At 58.8% G+C, this 19,389-nt stretch carries 17 protein-coding genes and 1 tRNA gene; 5 read left to right on the top strand and 13 right to left on the bottom strand.

Annotation, left to right across the window (positions count from 1 at the left end; genetic code table 11):
* Positions 1-51 precede the first annotated feature (51 nt).
* From K787_RS0107790 to K787_RS22545, 9 genes are all read right to left on the bottom strand, one after another.
* Positions 52-852, bottom strand: a complete 801-nt coding sequence (locus tag K787_RS0107790) for an ABC transporter ATP-binding protein (protein ID WP_022962233.1) — start codon at positions 850-852, stop codon at positions 52-54.
* Positions 853-862: 10 nt separating this feature from the next.
* Positions 863-1,738, bottom strand: coding sequence for a nitrate ABC transporter permease (ntrB, locus tag K787_RS0107785; RefSeq protein ID WP_028614728.1), 876 nt, complete (start codon positions 1,736-1,738; stop codon positions 863-865).
* A gap of 32 nt (positions 1,739-1,770) precedes the next feature.
* Entirely contained in the window at positions 1,771-3,105 is a 1,335-nt protein-coding gene (locus K787_RS0107780) for a CmpA/NrtA family ABC transporter substrate-binding protein (protein ID WP_022962231.1), read from the bottom strand.
* A 313-nt stretch (positions 3,106-3,418) separates the two neighbouring features.
* Positions 3,419-4,696: a nitrate regulatory protein gene (locus K787_RS0107775; RefSeq protein ID WP_022962230.1), complete on the bottom strand. Its 1,278-nt coding sequence runs from the start codon at positions 4,694-4,696 to the stop codon at positions 3,419-3,421.
* 111 nt (positions 4,697-4,807) lie between these two features.
* The gene (locus K787_RS0107770; protein WP_022962229.1) at positions 4,808-5,968 is read right to left on the bottom strand and encodes a hypothetical protein; all 1,161 of its coding nucleotides are present in this window, start codon (positions 5,966-5,968) and stop codon (positions 4,808-4,810) included.
* Positions 5,965-6,765 carry a hypothetical protein gene (locus K787_RS24270; protein WP_022962228.1) on the bottom strand — a complete coding sequence of 267 codons (801 nt, stop codon included), beginning with the start codon at positions 6,763-6,765 and terminating at the stop codon, positions 5,965-5,967. The genes K787_RS0107770 and K787_RS24270 overlap by 4 nt, the downstream gene beginning before the upstream one ends.
* 161 nt (positions 6,766-6,926) lie before the next feature.
* A tRNA-Asp gene (locus K787_RS0107760) sits at positions 6,927-7,003 on the bottom strand.
* Between the two features lie 153 nt (positions 7,004-7,156).
* A complete protein-coding gene (locus K787_RS0107755; RefSeq protein ID WP_022962227.1) occupies positions 7,157-10,204 on the bottom strand; it encodes an efflux RND transporter permease subunit in 3,048 nt (1,015 codons plus the stop codon).
* Complete coding sequence (locus K787_RS22545; protein WP_022962226.1) at positions 10,201-11,292, bottom strand: efflux RND transporter periplasmic adaptor subunit; 1,092 nt, start codon at positions 11,290-11,292, stop codon at positions 10,201-10,203. Before K787_RS22545 ends, K787_RS0107755 begins: the two co-directional genes overlap by 4 nt.
* Before the next feature lie 150 nt (positions 11,293-11,442).
* Here K787_RS22545 and K787_RS0107745 point away from each other — a divergent pair, with 150 nt between their 5' ends.
* On the top strand, positions 11,443-12,075 hold the full coding sequence (locus K787_RS0107745) for a TetR/AcrR family transcriptional regulator (RefSeq protein WP_022962225.1): 633 nt from the start codon (positions 11,443-11,445) through the stop codon (positions 12,073-12,075).
* Between the two features lie 11 nt (positions 12,076-12,086).
* On the opposite strand, the gene dsdA is transcribed toward K787_RS0107745, so the two are convergent.
* Positions 12,087-13,340: a D-serine ammonia-lyase gene (gene dsdA, locus K787_RS22540; RefSeq protein WP_022962224.1), complete on the bottom strand. Its 1,254-nt coding sequence runs from the start codon at positions 13,338-13,340 to the stop codon at positions 12,087-12,089.
* 66 nt (positions 13,341-13,406) lie between these two features.
* Between dsdA and K787_RS24655 the strand changes: the two genes are divergently transcribed.
* Both K787_RS24655 and K787_RS0107730 read left to right on the top strand, forming a co-directional pair.
* The gene (locus K787_RS24655; protein WP_022962223.1) at positions 13,407-13,583 is read left to right on the top strand and encodes a DUF2897 family protein; all 177 of its coding nucleotides are present in this window, start codon (positions 13,407-13,409) and stop codon (positions 13,581-13,583) included.
* Positions 13,584-13,635: 52 nt separating this feature from the next.
* A complete protein-coding gene (locus tag K787_RS0107730; protein ID WP_022962222.1) occupies positions 13,636-14,166 on the top strand; it encodes a DUF2058 domain-containing protein in 531 nt (176 codons plus the stop codon).
* Positions 14,167-14,233: 67 nt separating this feature from the next.
* Here K787_RS0107730 and rloA3 read toward each other — a convergent pair whose 3' ends face one another.
* From rloA3 to K787_RS0107715, 3 genes are all read right to left on the bottom strand, one after another.
* Positions 14,234-14,905, bottom strand: coding sequence for a retropepsin-like aspartic peptidase RloA3 (gene rloA3, locus K787_RS22535; RefSeq protein WP_022962221.1), 672 nt, complete (start codon positions 14,903-14,905; stop codon positions 14,234-14,236).
* 124 nt (positions 14,906-15,029) lie between these two features.
* The gene (locus tag K787_RS0107720; RefSeq protein WP_052185337.1) at positions 15,030-15,764 is read right to left on the bottom strand and encodes a transporter substrate-binding domain-containing protein; all 735 of its coding nucleotides are present in this window, start codon (positions 15,762-15,764) and stop codon (positions 15,030-15,032) included.
* Between the two features lie 172 nt (positions 15,765-15,936).
* Positions 15,937-16,572: a TetR/AcrR family transcriptional regulator gene (locus K787_RS0107715; protein WP_022962219.1), complete on the bottom strand. Its 636-nt coding sequence runs from the start codon at positions 16,570-16,572 to the stop codon at positions 15,937-15,939.
* A gap of 136 nt (positions 16,573-16,708) precedes the next feature.
* On the opposite strand from K787_RS0107715, the gene K787_RS0107710 reads away from it, so the two are divergent.
* Positions 16,709-18,496, top strand: coding sequence for an acyclic terpene utilization AtuA family protein (locus tag K787_RS0107710; protein ID WP_022962218.1), 1,788 nt, complete (start codon positions 16,709-16,711; stop codon positions 18,494-18,496).
* Between the two features lie 22 nt (positions 18,497-18,518).
* Positions 18,519-19,388 carry an SDR family oxidoreductase gene (locus tag K787_RS0107705; RefSeq protein WP_022962217.1) on the top strand — a complete coding sequence of 290 codons (870 nt, stop codon included), beginning with the start codon at positions 18,519-18,521 and terminating at the stop codon, positions 19,386-19,388.
* The last annotated feature ends 1 nt before the right edge of the window (position 19,389 follow it).

The following is a 19,389-nucleotide window of genomic DNA, read 5'->3' as shown; positions in this document are numbered from 1 at the left end:
TAACAAAGCGTCAACGCAAACTTGCCCTGTACTTGCCATCTAGTCACCGCCCTAGGCCGATACAGCCACCTCTACCTTGCGTTGTTTTTCGTAGAGGAAACGCAGCACCGCCTGGCGATACTGGTTGTAACGGGGATCATCGGCCAGGGCGATACGGTCACGCGGTCGTTCCAATTCGATATCAAGAATCTCGCCAATCGTCGCCGAAGGGCCGTTGGTCATCATCACGATACGATCTGACAGCAGCACCGCCTCGTCCACATCGTGGGTGATCATGATCACGGTGTTCTTCAGATCATTCTGGATGCGCATCACCTCATCCTGCAGATGCGCCCGCGTCAACGCGTCCAACGCGCCAAAGGGCTCATCCAGCAGCAGTACCTTGGGCTCCATAGCCAGTGCCCGGGCGATGCCGACACGCTGCTTCATACCGCCCGAGATTTCACTCGGCAGTTTGTCCAGTGCGTGGCTCATGTGCACCATATTCAGATTGTGCCGCACCCATTCGTCCTTCTCCTTGGCATTCTTGCTGCGCCAGACCTTGTTCACCGCGATCGCGACATTCTGGTATACCGTCAGCCAGGGCAGCAGCGAATGATTCTGGAACACCATACTGCGGTCCGGGCCCGGATCACTGACTTCCTTGCCATCCAGAATCACCGCACCAGAGGTGGAATCCATCAAGCCAGCGACGATATTCAGCACCGTCGACTTGCCACAACCAGAATGACCGATGATGGAAATGTACTCACCCCGCGCCACGCTCAGGTTGATATCCACCAGCACCTCGCTGGACATCTTGCCAGTGGTGAAGGTCTTGGAGACTTTCTCGATATTCAGATAACGGCTCATATGCTGCTCCTTAACTGGCAGAGGTGCCACGAGTAACCAGACGACCGACCCAGGCCACCAGGCGATCGAGGAAAAAGCCCACCACACCGACGTAGATCAAAGCCAGGATGATGTCGCTGATCAGTGACGCATTCCACGCATCCCAGATAAAGAAACCAATGCCCACACCGCCAATCAGCATTTCTGCAGCGACGATGGCCAACCAGGACAGGCCGACGCCGATACGCAAACCAGAGAAAATATAAGGCGCGGCAGCGGGCAACATAATCTTGACGAAATACTCGACGCCGTTGAGCCGCAACACCCGCGCCACGTTGCGATAGTCCTCGGGAATATTGCGCACACCCACCGAGGTGTTGATGATGATCGGCCAGATAGCGGTGATGAAGATGACAAAGATCGCCGAGGGATTGCTGTCCTGAAAACCGGCTAGTGACAGCGGCAGCCAGGCCAGCGGCGGCACAGTACGCAGCACCTGGAATACCGGATCCAGCCCGCGCATGGCCCAGGTCGACTGCCCTACCAGCACGCCTAGGCTGATACCCACCACCACCGCGAGCAGATAGCCGTAAGCGACCCGTTCAAGGCTAGCGAGAATCTGCCAGGCCATGCCCACATCATTGCCGCCATTGTCATAGAACGGATTAATGATCAGCTCCCAGGTATCGGTCACCACCTGCGTGGGCGGCGGCAGCGCACTGCCTTCCATCGAGCAGAGCAGCTGCCAGATGATCAGCAGCACGGCAGTGAAGATCAGCGGCGGCAACACCTCCCGCACGAAGACTCCAGCGTACTGCTGCAGCCAGGCCGGTAGTTCAACGTTATGCCGCGGATCCGGTTTCAACTCCAGCGCGCTAGCGGCGTCGATCTTTACATTGGCATTCATGCGCATGTCCCTCATTGAATCTGACGTCATTTTCAGCTCATGGCCTTGATGGCCAGGCTATCCAGATAGGCTTTGGGGTTTTCCGGGTCAAAGGTCTTGCCGTCGAAGAAAGTTTCGATACCGCGGGAGGTCGAGGTCGGAATCTGCGCCGCCGGAACGCCCAGGCTGGTCGCCGCAGCGCGCCAGAGATCCTCACGGTTGACCTGGTCGACCAGGGCGTCCATGTCCAGATCCTGGGGCAGATAACCCCAGCGGATATCTTCGGTAATGAACCACTTGTCATGGCTCTTGTAGGGATAAGAGGCGTGGTCTTTCCAGTAGCGCATCTGCTGGTCGCTGTTCTCGACTACCTTGCCGTTACCGTAGTCGAAGTTACCTTTCATGCGTTCAACCACATCGTCGAAGGGCGCGTTGATCCAGCGACGCTTGGAACAGATTTTCGCCACCTCTTCACGGTTGGCCGGATCCTCGCAAAACATCTGCGCTTCCATGACCGCCTTGAGCAAGGCCTGAGCTGCATTGGGGTTGGCGTCAACCCAGTCAGCGCGCATGCCCAGCGCCTTCTCCGGATGGTTGTGCCATAGCTCACTGGTGGTCAGCGCGGTATAGCCAATTTTCTGGTTGATCAACTGCTCGTTCCAGGGCTCGCAGACGCAGAAGGTATCCATGCTGCCAACCTTCATATTGGCGACCATCTGCGCTGGCGGGACGACAATGGTGGAAATATCGCTGTTCGGATCGATGCCACCAGCCGCCAACCAATAACGCATCCACAGATCGTGCGTGCCACCTGGGAAAGTCATTGCCGCACTGACTGACTTGCCGGTGGCTTTCTTGGCCTCCAGAGCAGCCTTGAATGGGGTGCTGTCTACACCCAGTTTCAGCTCTGCATACTCCTGGCCTACCGATATGCACTGCCCGCCCAGATTTAGGCGCGCCAGAATATACATGGGTGTCGGGATATTGTTCGCGGTCATCGCCCCGGTAGTGATCAGGTACGGCATGGGCGTAAGGATGTGCGCACCGTCGATGCCGTTACGCGCCGAGCCCAGCACCAGATTGTCCCGCGTGGTGCCCCAGGACGACTGCTTGAGCACCTCGACATCGGTCATGCCGTGCTTGGCAAAGAAGCCCTTCTCGTCGGCAACGAACAGCGGCGCAGCGTCAGTCAACGCGATAAACCCGAGTTTTGCCTTGGTCGTTTCCAGGCTATCACTGCCAGCAGCCCAGGCCGCAGTGCGCAGGCCCGGCGGCAAGGAACTGAACAGCGCCGCACCACTGACAGCGGCTATGGAGTACTTGAGAAAGTCCCGACGCTTGATCATGCTCGGAGCGCCTTTGGCGTCCTTGGTGCTGTTGTCATCCATTGTTCAATTCCCCAAAAAAAAGCACAAAAAAAACGGCGTACACGCCGGTTTCGATAAGTAGCTCGAAACTCGGGTGGACGCCGTTGCCCATATTCATATGTAGAGGCCAGTCGATAACTCAGGCCTACGAGTACATAGCAGAATGCGTGCCAGAATGTTGAATGACAGCAAAAACAACGACTTCGGATTATCGGGGAAATTCAGGTCAGCCTTACCCGCTGCAAGTATCCAGCAGTTCGCACAGTAACAGGGCGAGCTACGGGCAGATGCGCCGAGCAGGTGCGTTAATCGATGGCGGCTTTGCTGCCAGGACTCAGACCTTCGCCTTACCTTGCAGCAGCTCGGCATAATTGAGCAGATGCTGCGCCACATCAGCCAGCCGCTGGCTGCGCTCCATCGCCGCATTCTGCAACATGCGATAGGCCGCGTCCTCGGTGAGCCCGTGCTGTTTCATCAGCAAGCCCTTGGCGCGATCAATCAGTTTGCGCTCGTTTAGCGAGCGGCGGGCCTCTTCGAGCTCGACACCCAGCGCCTGCAAGCGCTGGCTCTGGGCGTGCAGCACGTCCATCACCGAACGATTCAGCTGCCCCCCCAGGGAATCCACTGCAGCGGTGTCCAGGTCGCTAGCCTGCAGGTTGAACACCCGGGCTGCAGGCAGGGCTGCATCATCGTCAAGCTGGGTCAGGCGCTTCAGCAAAGCCCGATGATTATCGAGGTCGGCCTGGGCCTGAATGATCTTGCGTTGGCACTGGCTGTGTAGGTGCTCGGTCATCTGGTCTTCGAGTTGTTTCATTACATCGATGCGCCGGCTGGCCAGCTCGAACCAGATTTCCGCCAAGGGTGATGCGATAGGCGCCTCTTGCGAGGAGCGCAGGGCAATCTGCCTGAGCTTGGCCAGCTCGACCACCAACTGATCGGCACACAACCTGCTCCATAGTTTGCGCAAACCCGGCTCTGCGTAGTCGTTGAAAATCTCGAAACAGCGCTTCTGCGCATCCTCGAGAAAGCCCAGATAGGCTTGCGCAGCAGAGTCAAAGTAGCCCAGGGTAAAGCCGGCAACGCCCGCCGCGCGTTCTTGCCCAGCCAGCTCCTTGCCTTGCATAAAGTTGAATAGCGCTACCAGATGACGGGTAATCTGCGGATCGACTGCCGTATCCGCCGCCTCGAATACCACATTCAGCAACCCGCTGATCGGCCGACTAAAAGCGCGCGTTGCGTCCATAGGCAGGATTTGCTGACAGCGAATTCGCCGACGCAGCTCGGCAAAGCTTTCAAAATAATGCAGCACGTAAGCAATATGGTTGAACAGCCTGGCCTTGTCTGCCCCGCAGCCGGACTCCCGATCAATGCGGGCAAAGCAGTCAACCACCCGTTGCTGCATGCACTGGCTGTCTGCGGTCAGCTCGTCCAGGCCCGCACGGTAGCGTTCCTCATGGCTACCCAGATAGATATTGGAAAAGCCGCGCTCACGTTGCAGCGCATGGATCAGACGGCCGATACAGCCGACCAACTCACAGGTCAGCTCCAGGCTGCGCAAACCTTGCATCTCGCTACGCCGGGCGGCGAGCATAAAATCCAACGCACTCGCCATGACTGACCTCCTGATAAACGCGGTTAAGCGGGTAGCACCTCCTGGTAAACAAGGCAATTTTCATGCCTTAAGAAGAGAAAACAGAGCAGAAAAGGATCTGACACCGGTCGCTTAGCGACTTTCGGCAGGATTCGGCGGGTGACGCGCAAAGATATGGAAGCGCTGTTCTACCCCAGCTTGATCATAGCTGCGTGCCAGGCTGTGCTGGATCAACGCTTGTGAGACGCTGCCTGCCTCCTGCAATTGCACCCGTAGCTGTTCACGCAAGGCTATCTGACTGGCCAGCAGCTCATCGCTGATCTGCTGCTGTTTCTCATCGCGCAGTAATACCTCCTCGGCTTTCAGCAAGGCAAAATCGGTAATCACAATGGTGCCTGCGGCCGTGACAAAAGCCACTCCACCGGCGACCAGCGCACCGGGACCAGTGGGTGCGGTTACCGCTGCAGCACTGCCGCCAGCGCTAATCGCCAGCGCCATGCGCGGTGCCAGCCGCACGGCAAAGCCAGCCAATACGCGACGGGCGCCCTGCACCGATGACAAAGCCATCAATCTGGGCACCAGCGCGCGACGCGCCAGCAATACAAAAGCCCCAGTACCCGCCACTACGGAGGCCTGGGAACTGATCTGCCAGCGTTGCCGGTCAGCGTCGCTAGGGCTAAAGCCGCGCTCCAGCGCAGCATCAACATTCAGGCTGAAATCGATCGCGTGCTGGTTTACCGACGGCTCACGCTGCTGCTGTGCATAAATCCCCAGCAACTGTCGACGTACTACGCCTGCCTGCTCACCCAGCACCTTGGTCAATTCGGCATTGAGTTCGGACTCAAGCGCAGCCAGCCTGGCCTCTAACCCCGACTGTTCCAGCAAATGACTGCCCAGGCGCCGCTCCAGGTGCCCGTCCAGATCACCACTCAATGCATGATAAAGCCGGCTGTAAGACCCCGGCATAGAATAATACCAGTCCAGATAAGCCGGCAGCGCCTGATGCGCCAGGGCAAAGCTGTCATCCAGCCAGCGGTCTAGCCATTGCTGGATATAAACATCCGCATGGCGCCGTTGCTGGGCACTGAGTCGTGACAGGTCGGCGTTGAACTGGGTCAAGGTGGTGCCATCGAGAATCAACTGCTGATCGTTAATCAGCACCGAGAAAAGCCGGCTGTCATCGACGTGCTCCTGCAGCAAGCGCAAGCCCGCCGTCATGCCGGCGAACAGCAGCACCACCATCAGCAGCATGGCCAGCAATTTGTACCCAGGGCCTGAATCGGCGGCTTTCACTTGTGCTCCTGTGTTGCAGCGCCGTGCATCTGGATGGCCGGTGTAGCCACATCCGCTGCGCTGCCACGCTGGCCGCTGAACGCGGCGATGCCGGCAAGCAGGCGCATCCAGGCCCAGATAAAGGTGCTACCACTGATTAACAACAGGCACCAAGCCAGTAAACCCAAGATGCCGCTGCTATCGACATCACCCAAGGTATTCTGCATCGCCCATTGCACCGTCAGCTCGAGTAGCTGATGACCTCTTTCACTGACGGCCAACAACGGCAGACTACTGTGGCTTTCCTGCATATAGAGGCCCAGCGCACCGGTCCAGCTCATACCCTGCATATTCGGCTGTGACAGCGTAAGCGATACCGCCAGGTAACCGATCAGCAGCAGAGCAGCACCCAGCGGCACCAACAGGCGTCGACTCAAAGCCTTTATTAGCGTCGGCTTTACATGCCCATCCAGACGGCGCCGGATTTGACCACTCAGCCACCACATCACCGGCATCCACGCCAGCAGCATCAGCCATAACCACGGGCTTAGCCACAGCAGCTTGACCAGCATAAACAGCGCCAGTAATGCCGAAAGCAGCAAATGCCAGCTCATCATCAACCAACCGCCGCGCAGCCGCGCATGCCATACCGACCCCGCCAGCAGGTACTGATTTAGCCAGGCGCCGCGGCGCAGCCGTGCCGCCTCGATGCTCGAAGCAAAAATCAGGCAACCAGCGACGGCCCAGACAGGCAACAGCAACCATCCCAGGTAGGGCTCGGGCAAATGCCGCCAGCCAAACAGGAAGATAAGTACCATGAGCTGAAGAAGTTGGAACCTATGCAAAGCGTTACTCGCGCAGGGAAACGTCAAATGAGTTTACCCCTGCGCACCAGCGGATGCCTACCTGAGCTGATCTGAAGCACTAATCGCCAGACGAAAAAAAGCCCCAAGTATGGCTACTCAGGGCTTTTCCAATATGGCGCAGCGGACGGGACTCGAACCCGCGACCCCCGGCGTGACAGGCCGGTATTCTAACCAACTGAACTACCGCTGCGCATCGGTACAGCGGATAGTATTACCTGGCTGGCAAAAGCACCAATCGGGTCGCAGCAGTCCGTCTGAACAGGCGCGCATTGTAAACATTCTGTGAATGCAGTCAAGCAGTTAGCGGTGTTTTCTTTATCTTCCTGGCGCCGTTCTATAGCCATTAACCTTCCGGTATTTGCGCCGCGTCAGCGCTAACCGGCTTGTGTGGCGCGGGTGCCTTCAATGCCAGCCGGCAAACAGCTGGAATAACCAGCAGGGTCAGCACAGTAGAGGCCAGCAACCCGGAGATGATCGCCCAGGCCATCGGTGGCCAGAGTGTTGACCCCGAGAACGCCAGCGGCAAAAGACCGGCAATGGTGGTGGCGGTAGTCAACAGGATCGGGCGCGTGCGTCGTGCCACCGCTTCTGCCACGGCGGCCTTGATCTCCATGCCTGCGGCAAGCCGCTGATCCACCACATCGAGCAGCACGATTGCGTTATTCACCACAATGCCTACCAGCGCAATAATCCCCAGCACCGACTGGAAGCCGAACGGCGAACCGGATAGCACAAGACCAGGGAACACGCCGACACTGGCCAATGGCACGGTCAGCAGAATGATGCCCACCCGGCGAAAGGAGTTGAACTGCAGGAGCAAAAAGAACAGCAGCAGCAACATGCCCACGGGCGCCGTAGTGAAAATCGCACTATTGGCATCGCCGGAGCCCTCACTATCGCCGCCCAGCTCCAGGCGCACGCCGGCTGGCAACGGCGTTTCGGCCAGGCCCCGATTCAGTTGATCGAGTACCTGGCTGAAACTGTAGCCATCCTCCAGGCCCGCCGTCACGCTATACACCCGCACACCGTTGCGTTGGCGAATACCTGCTGGCTGCCAGCCCGGCTCGATACGCGCCAGGGCCGTCAGCGGAATCGACTCACCGTCATCATTGAACACGCTCGCCGACATCAATCGCTCCAGCGACTGCCGCGTGCCCTCCGGCGAGCGCAGCACCAGCGGCAACGGATCGCGCTCCTGGCGATACTGCTCCACAGTCAGGCCCAGGCTGCGGGTATTCAACGCCTGGGCCACGTCGGCGCGAGTCAGTCCATGCCGTGCTGCCAGCGCATCGTCGACATCAACCCGCAGCACCGGCACACCCAGGTCAATGTCGTGACGCACGTCCACCGCGCCCTTGCTGGCCTTGAGCAGTGCAAACACCTGTTCGGCCGCAGCGATGCGTACATTGTCATTATGGTGGTACAGCCGCACCTCCACCGGGGCCGCCCGCGGCGGACCCTGACCCAAGGTGCTGGCCACCACGTCCAGCTCAGGCATGCTGGTGGCAACATGCTCGCGTACCCAGTGGATGATGCCACTGGTCGCGGCCAGGTTCTCGGTATGAATAACAATACGCGCCCGGTTCGGCGCCTGGGGTGCACGCAGCAGGTTGTAATAGAAGCTCGGGCCGGCAGAGCCAGCAAATCGGTGCACCTGCAATATCTGCGGACGCTCGCGGATTCGGCCCTCAAGTTCGGCGGCCACTTCTTCGGTACGCTGCTGGTCGGTGCCTTCGGGCATATACAGTTCCACCACCACCAGCGGCCGATCGGCATTGGGAAAGAACTGCAGTTTCACCTGCGGCAGCAAAGCCAGGCTTATGCACACCATCACAGCGCCAAGCAAAATCATCCAGACTGGCGAGCCGATACTGAGCCTGGCCAGCCCGTTACCGATTTTTTCCATCACCCGGCTGGACCGGGACAGTGTTGGCTTGAGAAAACGGCCGGCGAGCAAGGGTGCTACACCAATCGCCAGAAGATAGCTGACCGTCAGCGTCAGCATGATCATTACCGGGATGCCCCGGGTAAAATCCGCCGTGCCGCCCTTGGCCAGCAGCAAAGGCGTGAAGGCTGCCAGGGTAGTGGCTGTCGAGGCCCCCAATGGCCCGGCCAACTCACCGATCGCATGGCGTACAGCCTCGGCTCGGGACTCACCACGATTGAGCCGATCCTGAACGTTTTCGACCATGACAATCGCGTTATCAATCAGAATACCCAGCGAAATGACCATCCCGATCACCGCTATCTGATGCAGTATGCCGCCACCCAAATCGTAAATACCCAGGCTAATAAGCGCTACCAACGGCAGCATGACCGCCACCAGAATACCCATGCGCCAACCCATCCCGGCGAACACCACCAACACGATAATCAACACACTCCCGAGCAAGCTCCATTCCAGACCGTCCAGACGCTCTTTAACCTGGTCCGGCTGAAAAAACATTTCGTCTATTTGCAGCGGTGCGAAATCGGCACGCAGCAGCTCCAGGCGCTCACGTACCTGCTGGCCAAAGCGAATCGCATCGAGCTGACCGCGCACGGCAGTGAGGCTGACGATGACCGCTTGCTCGCCGTCGAACCAGGCTTTCGGTTGGGCTGGTTCCAGGGGGCCACGCCAGATCTCGGCGATCGCCTCCAAGGGTATTTCGCCGCCTTCGGGCAGGGGGATCTGGGTCGCACGCAAGGCATCGATGCTGGCGAACTCGCTGTTAGGTAACAGGCCCATACGCTGGTCACCGGAGACGACAAAACCACCCGGAATCACCTGATTGCGTTGAGCCAGAATACCCGCCAGATAGGCAGGCGAAATCCCCAACCGGCCCATTTGCGCATCACGCAGGGCAATGGTCACCTGCTCGTCGGCCTTGCCCTCCAGCTCGATACGCGACAACCCTGGAATGTCTGCCATCGCGCGCTTGAGACGCTCCGCCTCCAGCCCCAAATGCACCAGCGAAGCATCACCACGCACGGCCAGAACCACGGCCGGAATATCGATCATGCGATCATCCAGCGACATCTGCGCGACGCCGTCCGGAAACTCCAGCTCAGCTCGCGCCATCGCCTGGCGCACACGATCCCAGGCGGAATCGGTGTCATAGATGGCATCTTCGAGACTGAGATTGATCAAGACCACGCCAGTGCGGGCGGTGGCGGTAAAGTATTCCAGCTCTTCGACCTGGGAAAGCTCATCGGACAAGGGCTCGAGCACCAGTCGCTCTACCGCTTCAGCCGTGGCGCCAGGGTAGACGACCGTGACCAGCCCGGCGCGATACGGAAAGCTCGGATCTTCCTGGCGGGCCATGGTCAGGTACGAGGCTATGCCGAGCAGGCACAGCATTACCACCACCAGACTGATCAGACGTGGGCGCAACAGCCCAAGCAAGTTCATGGCAGTAGCTCCACGGCATCGCCGTCAGCCAGGCGCGTCAGGCCCGCGTAGACCACGTGATCACCTTGCTTTAGCGGACTGTCACCCAGAATGGCCTGCTCGCCCTGCAAATCACTCACCGTGACCGCAACGCGTCGAACGGTGCCCTTCTCGGTCACCCGAAACACCGCCAGACCGTCAGCTGAACGCATCACTGCTGACAACGGCACACGTAACGCATCGCCCATATTGCGCTCAATTCCTACCTCCACCGCATCGCCAGAACGAAAATCAGCCGACTCCAGGCTGATCACCATCGGATACAGCACCCCCGCCTGTGAGGCACCCTGGCCCAGTTCCAGCAGCCGGCCCACTGCCTGGCGGCCAGTCAGGCTGGACCACACCGGCAGCGCCTGACCAACGGCAAGATCGCCAATCAGGTGGGCAGGTACCCTGACCTCTACCTCCAGCCCATCCGATGACGCCAGCCGCATAACGGCCTGACCAGGAGCAACAAATTCCCCAGGTTCGACCAGCAGGGCTTCAACCCGGCCACTGAAAGGCGCCCGTAGCTGGCTTTCCGCGCTCAATTGTTCGGTTTGCTTCAGCGCCGCCCTGGCGCTGCCGGCACTGGCATTCAAGGCCGCAAGACGGGCACTCTGTTGTTCCAGCTCCTGAGTCGAAAGCACCCCACGCTCAAACAGCTGCTCACCGCGTTGCTGCTCGCGGCGCGCCTGTTCCGCCTGGGCCTGCAATTCACGCAGTCGCGCCCGCGCCGCATCACGCGCCGGCACCAGCTCCGGATTGTAGAGTGCGGCTAGCACGTCGCCCGCCTGCACCTGCTGACCTATTTCCACCTGCCTGCTGCGCAATACCCCGCCAACCTGAAAGGTCAGGCTGGCTCGATCCCTGGCGCGCACTGAACCGGCGAAGCGCAGTGGCTCCGCGGGCGCGCTAGCAACGACCTCAGCCGCACGCACAGGCACTGCAAAGGGTTGATCGCCTACTGCGACCTCCGCGCTGCTGCCCGCGCCGCAGCCAGCTAACAGTAGGGCGAAAAAAGCCACAGCGACCGTTAGATAATGACCGTTAACTGTTGCCGTTGACATGACGTGCTCCGAGAATGGGTGTACTGGAAAATCAGCGTCCTTACATATTGTCATTAATTGACACTTTGTCAACAAGCGCGTAAAACACGTTATCGGTTGCCGCTCTGAAGCGGCCCCGAGGGGTACCGAACCGCATTGGAAAGAGAGCCCATGAGTCTTGATCAGCGTCGTGAACAGGAAAAACAAGAGCGTCGGGACAGCATTCTCGACGCTGCCGAGCAGGCCTTCTTCAGCAAGGGCTTCGACAAATGCTCCATGGACGAAATTGCCCGCACCGCGCAACTCAGCCGCGCGCTGCTCTATGTGTACTTCAAGGACAAGACCGCGATTATGCGCGGCATCATGTTGCGCTCGGTGGAATCACTGCGTAATCGCTTCGTTGAGGTGAGCCAATCCGAAGACGTGGGTATTCAGAAGGTCGGGGCGCTGGGACGCGCCTACTACACGTTCAGCCAGGAGAAACCTGATTACTTTGACGTACTGACCCAGTCCGGTACCTTTCCCCATTTGCTCGATGAAGACGAACAAAGCCAGGCGCTGCAGTGTTGCGGTAATGAGGTAATGCAGCTGATGGTGGAGGTGCTGACACAAGGCGTGGCCGACGGCAGCCTGAGCGCGGAGCGCGTAGCTGACCCGGTAAAAACCGCCTATTTCCTGCGCGGGGCATTGCATGGCGTCATTATGGAAGCGCGCCAGCCAGATCAAAAAGCCACAGACTTACCGGATGCCGAGACCCTGATCAGCTACACCATCGACATGCTCGGACATTCGATGCGGCCCTGAGCTTCTCATTATTAGCTCAACCACTGTTGAAACTCGGAATCCGGCACCAGGCTACCCCCGGTGCACCAAAGGACGTGCGTCGCTCTGGATGGGTCGATCTGATGCCGGGCACACCACTGTGCGCCTGCCTGCGAGCCACTGATCCAGCCCGGCCCGGCAAACGCGGCGGTCGCAGACGGCTCGACCCGCTCGCCCAGTTTCTCCCACGCCAGCTCAAGGTAATAACTCAACGACGCATCGGGAACCGTGAACACACCAGCCAGACGATCCTGCATACAGGCCGACGCAAGCATGGAGGCCTGGCCCACCGCCAAACCGTCAGCCAAAGTGCGGTTGCTGAGCCCGACATCGTGGACTGACACTGGATTAAGCAATCCAGACGCCAGTTGAACCAGCACGCTGGGCGATTCAACAGGCTCGGCGAAAAAGCAATGCACATGCCCGCCGAACATCTGCTTGAGCCCGTAAGTTATGCCGCCTGGCGCGCCCCCAACACCGCAGGGCAGATAGACCAGAAGCGGATTGCTCGCGCTCACACTAATACCCTGCTCTTTCAACTGAGCAGCCATGCGTCGACCCGCGACGGCATAACCGGCAAATAAAGAGAGCGAGCGCTCATCATCGACAAAATGCGCCTGCGGGTCAGCTTCGGCGACCGCACGCCCGGCAGCCACAGCTTTGGCATAGTCACCGGCGTGCTCAATGACACAGACGCCCTGCTCGCGCAGCAAGCGTTTCTTCCATTGCTTGGCATCATCGGACATATGCACTTGTGCACGAAACCCCAGCGCACGTGACAGCAGCCCGATACTGATACCCAGGTTACCGGTACTGCCCACCACCAACTGGTAAGTGGCAAAGCACTCGCGCCAGCACGGCTCAGCCAACGCGGCAAAATCATCTCCATCCCACCCGTGTCTAAGCGCCACCTGTTCTGCGAATTCCAACACCTCGTGAAAGCCGCCCCGCGCCTTGACCGAACCGGCCACAGGCAAACGATTATCAGCCTTGAGCAACCAGCGCGACTGGCCGCCCAGTGCATCACGCAGGGCCTGCGCGTCAATCAAGGGGGATTCGATCAAACCATCGCTGCCGGCCAATTCGGGCAACACTCTAGCCAGCAGTGGCCCGGCACGCAGCAGGCGGTGCTCGGCGGTGTCGACCAATTCGGGGGAGAACGGATCATCCCTACTACGGCTACCGGGATTAAGCCAAAGCATGGGCTTACGACCGCGCAAATTATCGACCAAATCAGGTGCAAGCATAATTTGCCTTGTTAACGGGTGTTGAGCATCATGAGGGTATAGACAATTGCCTTAAGGAAAATACTCATGTCTTTAATCGGCTGGATATTCGTGATACTCGCCGTTATAACCGTCGCGGGTGGACTTTATAAAGTCTACATAACCGCTTACAAAATGCCCATCGGCAAGGAGAAAATGAAACGAATCAAGGCGCGCCAAGCTGAGATGGAAGCACAGGAAGCGCGGGAAAAAGAACAGGATTGAGGCTAGAATGGCGCTTTCATTATTAACAGTTCGAGGCAGGTAGCTCCCCAGTATGGTCAATTCACTGCAAGCCCAATTACTCAAGGCCGGTCTGGTCGATGAGAAAAAGCTCAAACAGGCCCAGCGAGCAAAGAAAAAAGCGGCCAAAAACGAACCGGAAAAGATCCATAACCCTGCCGCAGCGGTCGAAAAGGCTCGCGCAGACAAGCTTGAGCGTGATCGCGCGCTAAACCAGCAGCGCAAAGACGATGCCACGCGCAAGGAACGGGAAGCTCAAGCCAAGCAATTAATCGAACAGAACAAACTGGACCGCACCGGCGGCGAGACCGCGTACCAGTTCGCCAGCAAAAACAAGATCAAGAAGATTTATGTCACCGAGGAACAATTTGGCAAGCTGAGCCGAGGCCAGCTGGGCGTCGTACGGATGTCAGGCAATTTTGAGCTGATCCCGGTCGAGATAGCCCACAAGGTCAGCGAGCGCGCGCCACAATGGCCAGTGCATATTGCCAAGATCGAACAGCAAGCGCCGGCGGAAGATGATCCGTACGCCGCGTTCCAGGTACCCGACGACCTCATGTGGTGACCAGATACGGGTCGGTGACGCGCGCCACCAACCAGTCTAGATCACGCAACGAGCATGTTGCCCCGGATTATTCCTCGTGCTCTTCTTCCACTTCCTCAGGGCCATCGGCTTCACTATCCAAAGCCTCTTGGTCCTTTAGGCGCGCCTGCTTGTCGCGTTCCTTGTCTTCCTCGAACTGGCTGCACTCCAGCGGCAGCATGAAGGTGCGCGACACATCAATCAGCCCGATATGCTCAATGGTCCGTCGACCGATCAACACCGGATAGGTCATGTCGCCCCGGTCACGCAGAGAAAACTGCTCTTCATAGACGCGCTCGCCCATGCAGATGGTCATTTTCACCACCGGACGACGGTCTTCTCCACCCGCACCCCGTACCAGGATACGACGGAAAACTGGGCGCTCAAATTGCAGCTTGATCCGCTCACCGGTATCAGCATCCTTCACCGGCACATCATAGCGGACCCATTGTTTGCCCTTACGCTTGAAGTCTTCAATATTGACAGCGTGCATGGAAGACGTCAGTGCGCCGGAATCGACCTTGATCTTTACCGCCGTATGCTCCGGTAGAATCCGGCCTTTTTCAATCCAGCCAACAATCACCTTGCTATCGACCACGGTGTCTTCAGTGGCCTCACTATCGCTTTGCTGCACTTCAGCTTCTGCATACAGAACGCTGGGGAAACCAATGCTGGCCGCCATAAGCGCGGCAAGGCAGGAAGCTTTAAAAACTGACGGCATGGGAAATCCTTTGAAGAGACTACTGGATAGACAACCCTAAGCAGCACAAGTGCCCATGGTCGGCCAGCCCAACTCACGCTAAGCGGACGCGGCATTTTAGCGTATTTATGCAGAAGGTACAGAATCAGTCGGTATCAACGATACCATGGCGGGCGAGCAGCCTAGTCAATTCACCGGTGCTTTCGAGTCGTGAGAACAGCTCACCCAGATAAGCAATTCCAGGTGCCGCGTCCTGGCGTACTATCAGCGCGTGACGGTACTCTTGATCAGGCTCTGCCCCCATCAGCAGTTGGCCCTCGTGCTCAGGGTGCACGGCAAGATACTGCTGCAAAAAAGCCGCGCTCACGACGCTCAATTCTGCCCGCCCACGCAGCACCATCTGAATCTTGCTCTCATGGGACAGGGTCATTACCGCATTGTGCTGCGTGCGCAGGTAGTCCCGGTCAGCATTAAACTGGGCAAAGGCATAGTGGTATCCGCTAAATAGCGCGATTCTTTTACCCTCGCGATCGTTGAAATAATCCTGCCCTCGCCCCTCGATAGCTTTGGCTATGAACACTTCGCTACCCACCAAAGGGCTGCGCAAGCCAACCACCGGCGATTGCTGCCAGCCCCAGTGCGGGCTTTCAAACAGCATCAGGTGGTAACGACCTTTATCGAAATCATGAAAACGACGGCGGGCTGAAGTAGGAAAAAATACGAACTCATATTCATCCTGCAAGCTATTCAGGGCGTCGATCACCTCCAGGCTCAACCCCGACCACCGGCCGCCCGCAGGGTTATTCACAAAAGGTGGAAAAACATAGCCGCCCACGCTGACCGGCACAGGATGCGCCTGGACGCTGGGAGCAACCAACATCAGCAGCGCCAGCAGGGATAGAACAGGATGAGCAATTTTCAAGGGAGTAGTTTACTGGACGCATTAATAGCGTCGCTTAAATAGTGGTCGTTTAAACGGCATCGCTGAGACAGCACCACAGAAGAATGCTACATGGCCATCAACTAGCCCATACGATACCTTAAATCATTGGTTAGTTCGCGGAATGGACCAGCATTTCAAGCGCCTTTTCGGACAAATCGTCCAGACTGATCGCCCCTCGGGGATTGAACCAGGTGATAGTCCAGGACAGCGCCCCGGTCAGTAAACGACGCAAAATAAACGGCTCCAGACTGACCAGCCCTGCCTCGTAAGCCTGCTGCAATACCTCCAGCCATACGCTCTCGTAAACATCACGCAAGTCGAGAATCAACTGCTGCCCTTCCTCAGACAAGGATCGCCACTCATACACCAGCACCGACATCGCCTCTCCGGTGCCACCCAGGATGGATTGCAGCTCACAACGAATCAGCGCCAGCAGCCGCTGCTTGGGATCGCCCAAGCCCTCAAGCGCAGAACGCATCAACGCTGTGTTGCAGTGGATGGTTTCCTCCATCACCGCGCGCAGAATATCGTCCTTGCTCCTGAAATGATGAAAGATGCTGCCAGACTGGATACCCACCGCCGCCGCCAGATCCCGTACCGTGGTGCGCTCGAAACCCTTGCTGCTGAACAGATGTGCTGCGGCCTGCAGCAACCTGCCGCGAGCGGTAGCAGGATCAGTCAACAGCCCCGCCGCAATAAGATCGGCAAACATTTTCTGGTTTTTCTCAGGTGCGTTGGGATGCATCAGGCTCTCTGGACAACGGTAGGAAGAAAGAAGGCATTTACGCCAAAGGTCAGTGCTGGCATTAAACGCTATTCACCAGCACTTTTCAAACCAAGCGCTTGCTTGGTAAGGTGAGCCAGATGCAACGGAGAAGCACATGAAAAACAGTGTCCGTATCGGCTGCGCCAGTGCTTTCTGGGGTGATACATCCAGTGCCGCAGCCCAACTGGTGAATGGCGCAGAGCTGGATTACCTGGTGTTTGACTACCTCGCAGAGGTCACGCTGTCGATCATGGCCGGCGCGCGCATGAAAAAGCCCGACGCCGGTTACGCCACCGACTTTGTCGAGGTGCTCGAACCGCTCTTACCACGACTGGCCGCACGAGGCATCAAGGTCATCAGCAACGCTGGCGGCGTCAATCCGCAGGCCTGTGCCGCCGCGCTGCAAGCCGCCTGCCAGCGCGCTGGGGTGAATCTGAAGGTCGCCGTGCTGCTGGGCGACGACCTGCGCCCGCAACTGCCCGCACTCAAGGAGCGCGGCCTGCAGGATATGTTCAGTGGTGAGCCACTACCCGCGCTGTGCCTGTCTGCCAACGCCTATCTGGGCGCACCCGGCATTGTCGCCGCGCTGCGACAGGGCGCGGATATTGTGATTACCGGGCGGATTGTCGACAGCGCGCTGGTCAGCGCGCCGCTGATACATGAATTCGGCTGGGCCTGGGACGACTATGATCACCTTGCCCAAGCAGCCTTGGCTGGTCACTTGGTTGAGTGCGGCGCGCAATGCACTGGCGGCAACTTTACCGACTGGCGGCAAGTACCCGACTACGAACATATCGGCTTCCCCATCGCCGAGATAGACGAGACCGGGCGCATACTGATCAGCAAGCCCGATGCCAGTGGCGGCCTGATCAGCCCTCTGAGCGTGGGCGAACAACTGCTGTATGAAATCGGCGACCCAGGCAACTATCTGCTGCCGGATGTCATCTGCGACTTCTCGCAGGTCAGGCTCAGCCAGCATGCCGCCAATGTGGTCGCAATCACCGGAGCCACAGGCCGCGCACCCAGTAACCAGTACAAGGTCAGCGCGACCTGGCCGGATGGTTTCAAATGTACCGCCAGTTGTCTGATGGCCGGCGTGGATGCAGTAGCCAAAGCCGAGCGCGTCAGCCAGGCCATCGTTACCCGAACCCGGGGCATGTTCGCCCAACGCGGCTGGGAGGATTATCGCCGGGTGGATGTCGAATTGCTCGGCAGCGAAGCCACCTACGGCCCCCACGCGCGGCGCGCTGACAGCCGCGAAGTGGTGATCAAGATCGGCGTCAGCCATACCGACAAACAGGCTCTAGTGCTGTTCTCCAGAGAGATCGCTCAGGCTGCCACCGGTATGGCACCGGGCCTGACCGGCATCGTTGGCGGTCGGCCGACGGTATACCCGATGATCCGGCTGTTCTCCTTTCTGATCGACAAGGCCGATTGCCGGCTCAGCGTCCAGCTGGATGGGCAAACCTACCCGGTGACGCTGCCTGAACTCATTGCCGCACCGCCCACCCCAGAATCAGTACCCATTGCACCAGAGCCGCCAACGACCGGGACCAGCGGCTGCATTCAAGTGCCCTTGCTGCACCTGGCCGTGGCCCGTTCCGGCGACAAGGGCAACCATAGCAATATTGGCGTTATGGCCCGGCGGGCTGACTATCTGCCGTGGATCGCCGCCGCCCTGAGCGAGCAACGAGTCGCTGAGTGGATGGCGCATGTACTCGACCCCCAGCGCGGCCGGGTAACCCGCTGGTATTTGCCTGGCAGTCACAGCCTGAATTTCTTGCTGGAGAACAGCCTGGGTGGCGGCGGCGTGGCCAGCCTGCGGATCGATCCGCAGGGCAAGGCGTTTGCCCAACAGCTGCTGGAAATCCCCATCAGCATTCCTCCCACACTGCTTGATTAAAATAACAATTGGATGCAAATCAATGCGCTATAACAGCATCTTTAAACCAGACTTATTCAAACAGCAGACCATCATGGTTACCGGAGGCGGTAGCGGAATTGGCCGCTGCACGGCCCATGAGCTGGCCGCGCTCGGTGCGCATGTGGTGCTGGTCGGCCGCCAGCCGCAGAAGCTGGAAAACACCTGCGCCGAGATTATCCAGGACGGCGGGCAAGCCAGCTGGCAACGTTGTGACATTCGCGAAGAAGAGTCAGTACGCCAGTTGGTCGCCACTATCGTGCAGGACCACGGCTGCATTCACGGCCTGGTGAATAACGCGGGCGGTCAATACCCGGCGCCCCTGGCCGCGATCAGCCAGAAGGGCTTTGAGACCGTCATGCGCACCAACCTGGTAGGCGGCTTTCTGGTAGCCCGCGAGGTGTTTAATCAGAGCATGGGCAAAACCGGCGGGCGTATCGTCAATATGCTCGCCGATATGTGGGGCGGCATGCCCGGGATGGGCCACTCTGGCGCCGCGCGCGCCGGCATGGACAACTTCACCAAGACCGCCGCCTTTGAATGGGCGCATGCCGGGGTCGCGGTTAACGCCGTAGCGCCGGGCTGGATCGCCTCTAGCGGCATGGATACCTATGACGGCGCCATGCAGGCAATCATCCCGCGCCTGAAAGACGGCGTGCCGCTCAAGCGCCTGGGTACCGAAGCAGAAGTGGCCGCCGCGATCGTCTTTCTGCTCTCCCCGGCTGCGGCCTTTATCAATGGTGCCAGCCTGCGCATCGACGGCGGTGCCAGCCTGGGCAATGCGGTATGGCCACTGCCTGCGGCGAAAAACACTGCGCCTTTCGATGGCTTCCATCGGGCCGTCACGCCCGACGTACTCAAAGAAGGCAACTGAT

The organism is Halopseudomonas pelagia CL-AP6, assembly GCF_000410875.1.
GTDB lineage: Bacteria > Pseudomonadota > Gammaproteobacteria > Pseudomonadales > Pseudomonadaceae > Halopseudomonas > Halopseudomonas pelagia.
Note: the sequence above shows the minus strand (reverse complement) of the source record. Positions and strands in the feature narration are given on the sequence as shown.